This window comes from Kamptonema sp. UHCC 0994, assembly GCF_029167235.1.
Lineage (GTDB): Bacteria > Cyanobacteriota > Cyanobacteriia > Cyanobacteriales > Microcoleaceae > Kamptonema.
Genome location: NZ_JARFTR010000107.1, coordinates 1 through 5909 on the forward strand (window position 1 = coordinate 1; position 5909 = coordinate 5909).

The following is a 5909-nucleotide window of genomic DNA, read 5'->3' on the forward strand; positions in this document are numbered from 1 at the left end:
TAATCGTGCGTAAGTCCTTTTATATATTGCGGTCATTAAGGCGATCGCCTCCAGCAAAATACGTTAAACTATCTATTCAACTAATTGCTGTGAGGTTCCCGAACTGATGAGTGCCCCCACTACAACCCCTAACTCCGATGTTGCTATCCCTGTGGTTACTGCGATTGCGACCATCCCGCCACAAAAGTCTTGGAAAATAGAAGATAGTGAGAAACTATACCGCATTCAAGGTTGGGGCGAGCCCTATTTTTCGATTAACGCAGCGGGTCACATTACAGTATCTCCCAAGGGCGATCGCGGCGGTTCTCTGGATCTGTACGAACTGGTAGAATCCCTAAAACAGCGAAGTCTGGGTCTGCCTTTGTTGATTCGCTTTTCGGATATTCTGGAAGATAGGATCGAGCGCTTAAATTCCTGTTTTGCCAAAGCGATCGCCCGTTATAACTACAAAAATGTATATCGCGGCGTATTTCCTGTCAAGTGCAACCAACACCGCCACTTAGTAGAAGATTTAGTCCGGTTTGGTCAGCCCCACTATTTCGGTTTAGAAGCAGGATCGAAGCCGGAATTAATGATAGCTTTGGCGACGTTAAAAACTCCTGGTGCAATGCTAATTTGCAACGGCTATAAAGACCGGGAATATATAGAAACAGCCATCTTAGCCCAGCGTTTAGGGCAAACTCCAGTAATTGTCATCGAGCAAATTGAGGAAGTCCAACTCGCCATCGAAGCTGGTAAAGCTTTGGGAATTAAGCCAATATTAGGTGTACGAGCAAAACTCAGCACTAAAGGTATTGGTCATTGGGGAAATTCTACAGGCGATCGCGCTAAATTCGGCTTAACTATTCCCGAAATCATGCGTGCAGTTGACGAATTGCGGTCAGCAGAAATGCTAGATTCTTTACAACTATTGCACTTCCATATTGGCTCTCAAATTTCATCAATTAGCATCATTAAAGAAGCTATTCGTGAAGCCAGCCACATTTATGTCGAGTTGGCTAAATTAGGGGCGAATATGAAGTACCTTGATGTTGGCGGCGGGCTAGGAGTTGACTATGATGGCTCTAAAACTAACTTTCACGCCTCTAAAAATTACAATATGCAGAACTACGCCAATGACGTAGTAGCCGGGGTTAAAGACGCTTGCGACGAGCGCAAATTGCCAGTTCCAATTTTAATTAGTGAAAGTGGTAGAGCCATCGCCTCTCACCAATCAGTATTAATTTTTGACGTACTCGGAACCAGCGATGTCCCCAGAGAAATAGCTGAAGCAGTAGGCGAAGACGATCACCTAATTCCCCGCAATCTTTACGAGATTTACCAGTCAATTAACGACGAAAACTACCAAGAAGTTTATCACGATGCCATCCAGTTTAAGGAAGAAGCGATCAGCTTATTTAACTTAGGCTATTTGGGGATTGCTGAGCGAGCTAAAACAGAGCGACTTTACTGGGCTTGCTGTGAGAAAATCCAGGCGATCGCACGTCAGAAAGACTACGTACCTGATGACTTAGAAGACTTGGAAAAAATCATGGCTTCTATTTACTATATTAACCTGTCAGTTTTTCAGTCAGCACCCGACAGTTGGGCGATTAATCAGCTATTCCCAATTATGCCAGTCCATCGGCTTGACGAAGAACCAACTCAACGGGGAATTCTAGCAGATTTAACCTGCGATAGTGATGGTAAAATCGACCAATTTATCGATTTACGAGATGTCAAATCTGTTTTAGAATTGCACAAAATCAAGACAGGAGAACCATATTATTTGGCTCTATTTATGGGCGGAGCCTATCAGGAAATCATGGGTAATTTGCACAATCTATTTGGTGACGCTAATACTGTCCATATCCAACTAACTCCCTCTGGCTTCAAAATCGAGCACGTTGTTAAAGGCGATACGATGAAAGAAGTGCTCAGTTATGTGCAGTACGATTCAGAGAGTCTGGTTGAGAGTATCCGCCGCCAAACAGAGCAAGCTTTGCAGCAAAATAAAATTACTCTTGCTGAAGCCCAACTTTTGCTCCAAAACTATGAGCGTAGTCTTACTAGGTATACTTACCTTCAGAGCTAATTGTTAACTGTTAACTGTTAACTGTTAACTGTTAACTGGACTTTGGTGATGGGTTTCGCTGACGCTCCACCCATCCTACTATTACAGGACTTACGCACTTACTACGGTTTTCTGTCATTGCGAGGCTTCCGAAGCAATCCCAAACCCTTGTTATACCTTTACAATGCGTAAGTCCTGTATTAGCAATTAGCAATTAGCAATTAGCAATTAGCAATTAGCAATTAGCCATTAGCCATTAGCCATTAGCCATTAGTAATTAATCAGAATTACGAAGAATATCATCGATCGCCTGTCTTTCTTCTGGAGGCTGAGAAGGTAAAACCTGACGAGCATCAGTAATCAACCAATCAAGAGCCGCCGCTTGAACATCGATCGCAGCCCCAATTTTATCCACACAATAGCGACCAAATACCAGCTTATCCACCAAACGCACCCCCGGCCCCAAACGGGAGTATTCAAAAATCACACTATTTTCAACAGTTGCACCACTACACACCCAACAATTAGGGCCAATCATCGTTGGGCCGACAATTTTCGCGCCGTCTTCAATTCTAGTCATACCACCGATATAAACAGGGCCAGTGATATCAACTTTATCCCAATTCACAGCTACATTTAAGCCAGTATAGATCCCCGGCAATACTTCTTTGCCGGGGATTGAGACATTTTTAACTTCTCCCAAAAGCACGCTGCGAATTGCCCGCCAATAGTCGGGGACTTTGCCAATATCCACCCACTGAAAGTCCATCGAAATCCCATAAAAAGGTGCACCGATTGCTACTAATTGGGGGAATAAATCCGAACCGATGTCATACTCAACACCGGAGGGGATGTAATTAAAAACTTCCGGTTCAAAAATGTAAATACCAGTATTGATATCGGTACTCAGAGCTTCTTCTACGGAGGGTTTTTCTTGGAAGGCTTTAATCCTGCCGGATTCGTCAGTAACGACAACGCCGTAGCTAGAAACCTCTTCGCGGGGGACAGATTTCATCACTACTGTTGCGATCGCGCCTTTTTCTCTGTGCCACTTGACAGCCTGTGTCAAGTCCAAATCAATCAAAGCATCGCCACAAAGAACCACAAAAGTATCATCAAAAAAAGGTGAAAAGTCTTGGATACGCTTCATTCCCCCCGCCGAGCCCAAAGCTTTCCCGATTAACTCTCCTTCTACAATTCGCCCTTCAAAAGAATAGGCAATTTGCACCCCAAATTTCTGACCGTCTCGAAAATAGTTTTCAATTTCGTTTGCCAAGTGGGAAACGTTGACCATAATTTGATCAAACCCGTGCTTGCGAAGCAATTCCACCAAAAATTCCATCACTGGCTTTTGCAGGATGGGAATCAAGGGTTTAGGAATCGTGTGGGTAATGGGTTGCACGCGAGTACCCTTTCCGGCTGCCAGAATCATGGCTTTCATCTTTAACTTCCTCAACCCTCACTCAATTGATACCAATGCAGCCATTTAATCCCAACGATCGCGCCTTGCTGCTCGGCGGCGATCGCACCAGACATCAACTCGCTTTTAGGCGACATCGTACCAGGCTATCAATCATTTTCCCAATTTAGCTAGATTTAGTGACTTCTGAACCAACCAACCTTCTCCATCCTCCCATCTCCCCCGCTCCCCATCTGCCCATTCAGAGTGGTCGAATCTTGAGGTCTTGATAAAATTCCTCTTGAAGTAGCTCTACTTTCGACTGAGCCGATAGCAGCAGCAGCGCCCAAAAAATACCCACGCGATCGCCCTGGGGCGACGAATGAGCATCGCTACTAGCGGCAAATTCTGGAGCCGCAGAAGAGTGTAAATTCTCCTGTTGCCACAACTCTAACAGTTGTTCTATATCCAGCCAATCCCCACCCACCATCGGCCCATGTTCTGCCAAAAATCGCTCTAATTCCGTAGCAGTTTCCACCAGATTTTCCTGGTGAGCCAATTCAGCGATCGCACGAGCAGCCTGAGCCCGCACCTTAGAGCTAGTACGTCGAGGACGCGCAGGAAGGGGCGTTTCCTCAATTGCTGCCTGCATGAGCTGCAACTGCTCGATCAACTCTTGCAGAGTCACAGGGCGTTTTCGGGGTAACTGAGATACCGCACGGCGACGTAACTGCCTTTCCAAGTTTTGCGGTAACTGTCGCCCCCCACCTGATTCTTCAGATTCTAGTAACTCCCCCTCTTCTGGCAAGTCAGGGGGAGATTCCGACAAAACCAGGCTTTCAGCCTTCAGTAGCACCAACATCGACGCATACAAAAAAGCCTGCCCCGATTGAGACAAATCGGCAAAGTCAGCATCAGTACCAGGATTGCACGCGGGAGCCAGTTTACTCAAACAGCGATCGATCACTTCAATGACTTGCACATCCCAAGGGTCGATTTCTCCCTTTTCTGCTAACTCAATTAAAAGTGCAATACCCTCAGAAATCGTTGCGAACCCATTTTGGGCTGTGGAAACGCTCATAGCCTCCCTCGTTTTTTCCTGCCCTTTTAATTACTAAGAGTCTCGGCTTTCTCTATCTCAATTGATTCCGTAGGAGAGCTTAGGGATTTGCCTTCTGGAAGTAAGGGAACTTTCTCTTCTAGTTCTACCTTATAGCGTTCTATATCTTGCTCTAGTTGCTGAATACGCTGCTCTTTTTGGCGAATTTGGTGATTATTCTCGCGAGATCCTAGCATTCGCTGCATTCTCGACCACAAACTGAAAATTAATGCTAGAACTGCCCCCAATCCCGTCGCGATAATTAGCTCTACACAGAGAGGTGCTTGAAATTCGACACCTTGGATTATTTGAATTGTCGTAGGCTCGGTATTTTCCAGGCTAAAAACAACCAGAGCTAGGCAAATTAAGAAGATGAAGAAAAAGTTGAGAACTCGCATTTTTTTAATTACTAATAAGTACACTCTAGTTTAGGTAAGTTGTTGCGCTGAAGCGCAACAACTTACCATTTCCTTACTCACTTAAGCCTTCAGTTGAGAAACTTCTTGCCGTTTTCCGATCCCGATTGCCGGCAAAATTTGATATTTTAGATAACTGCCAGCAAGAACTAATAAAGCAATGATCGCAGTACCAATTCCGATCGGACTCGGAAGCCAGAAAACAGCTTCCAAATGGTTGATCTCACCAGGCTTGAGCTTCCAAATTAACTGATTTCCCGGCTCAATACTAGGAGTAATAGCATTTGCAACATTGTCAATACTTTTTGCTCCCCAAGGAGTTCTCAAACTAAATTCTAATTCCAAAAGCGGGCCCGGACTAACTAAAACATTGCCACTACTGGAGAGGAGAGAAAGCGATCGCAAATCTAATTCCAAACTCAGCCGATTTCTCAGCAACAACACTAAATTATTTTGATTAACGCTAATGTGGCATCCAAACTTAGGCAAATCTGTTTCAAGAGAATTACTAACCTGAGAATTTTGCTCCTCAACTGGATTAAAAAATTGGTTAAACTTTTCCTCTAATTCAGCCCCATTATTAAAAGGAATCCTAACAGTAACCTCGCTATCAGACAACCGCTTAGTTCTCCCTTGTAGCGATCGCACGCGGCGATCTATACTATCTAACCATTCTCGGACTGTATCGCTGCTAAAGCTAGTCAGCCTTTCTCCCAGTTTGATATGCTGCACTATCTCTCCGTGAGTTTGACTGTCAAAGTTTACTCCTACATCGTAATTTACGCAGCCGCCAAGCATTGTTAAAATGCAAAAGGCAAAGGGCAAAAGAAAGAGAATATGCTTTTTCCTTTTCCCTGTTTCATAACTATCTTTTTGCTCTTTCATATTTTCCTTTCCCCCTTTTTACTTTGTAACGCCGCCCTCTGGGCGGTAATTTAACCG

5 protein-coding genes are annotated in these 5909 nt (G+C 44.5%); 1 reads left to right on the top strand and 4 read right to left on the bottom strand.

Annotation, left to right across the window (positions count from 1 at the left end):
- Positions 1 to 106: 106 nt before the first annotated feature.
- Positions 107 to 2074 (top strand): biosynthetic arginine decarboxylase, encoded by a 1968-nt coding sequence (gene speA, locus PY364_RS10485; RefSeq protein WP_275522322.1) that lies wholly within the window; start codon positions 107 to 109, stop codon positions 2072 to 2074.
- 256 nt (positions 2075 to 2330) lie between these two features.
- On the opposite strand, the gene PY364_RS10490 is transcribed toward speA, so the two are convergent.
- The 4 genes from PY364_RS10490 to PY364_RS10505 all read right to left on the bottom strand — a co-directional run bounded on the left by PY364_RS10490 (position 2331) and on the right by PY364_RS10505 (position 5852).
- Positions 2331 to 3494 carry an NDP-sugar synthase gene (locus PY364_RS10490; RefSeq protein ID WP_275522323.1) on the bottom strand — a complete coding sequence of 388 codons (1164 nt, stop codon included), beginning with the start codon at positions 3492 to 3494 and terminating at the stop codon, positions 2331 to 2333.
- Between the two features lie 220 nt (positions 3495 to 3714).
- The gene (locus PY364_RS10495) at positions 3715 to 4533 is read right to left on the bottom strand and encodes a ScpA family protein (RefSeq protein ID WP_275522324.1); all 819 of its coding nucleotides are present in this window, start codon (positions 4531 to 4533) and stop codon (positions 3715 to 3717) included.
- Positions 4534 to 4559: 26 nt separating this feature from the next.
- Positions 4560 to 4949: a LapA family protein gene (locus PY364_RS10500; protein WP_275522326.1), complete on the bottom strand. Its 390-nt coding sequence runs from the start codon at positions 4947 to 4949 to the stop codon at positions 4560 to 4562.
- A gap of 81 nt (positions 4950 to 5030) precedes the next feature.
- A complete protein-coding gene (locus PY364_RS10505; protein WP_275522327.1) occupies positions 5031 to 5852 on the bottom strand; it encodes a DUF3153 domain-containing protein in 822 nt (273 codons plus the stop codon).
- Between the last annotated feature and the right edge of the window lie 57 nt (positions 5853 to 5909).

What these genes read in the sequence shown, in the direction of transcription:
- speA (WP_275522322.1), top strand. Translation starts at nt 107, where the DNA reads ATGAGTGCCCCCACTACAACCCCTAACTCCGATGTTGCTATCCCTGTG.
- PY364_RS10505 (WP_275522327.1), bottom strand. Translation starts at nt 5,852, where the DNA reads ATGAAAGAGCAAAAAGATAGTTATGAAACAGGGAAAAGGAAAAAGCAT.
- PY364_RS10490 (WP_275522323.1), bottom strand. Translation starts at nt 3,494, where the DNA reads ATGAAAGCCATGATTCTGGCAGCCGGAAAGGGTACTCGCGTGCAACCC.
- PY364_RS10500 (WP_275522326.1), bottom strand. Translation starts at nt 4,949, where the DNA reads ATGCGAGTTCTCAACTTTTTCTTCATCTTCTTAATTTGCCTAGCTCTG.
- PY364_RS10495 (WP_275522324.1), bottom strand. Translation starts at nt 4,533, where the DNA reads ATGAGCGTTTCCACAGCCCAAAATGGGTTCGCAACGATTTCTGAGGGT.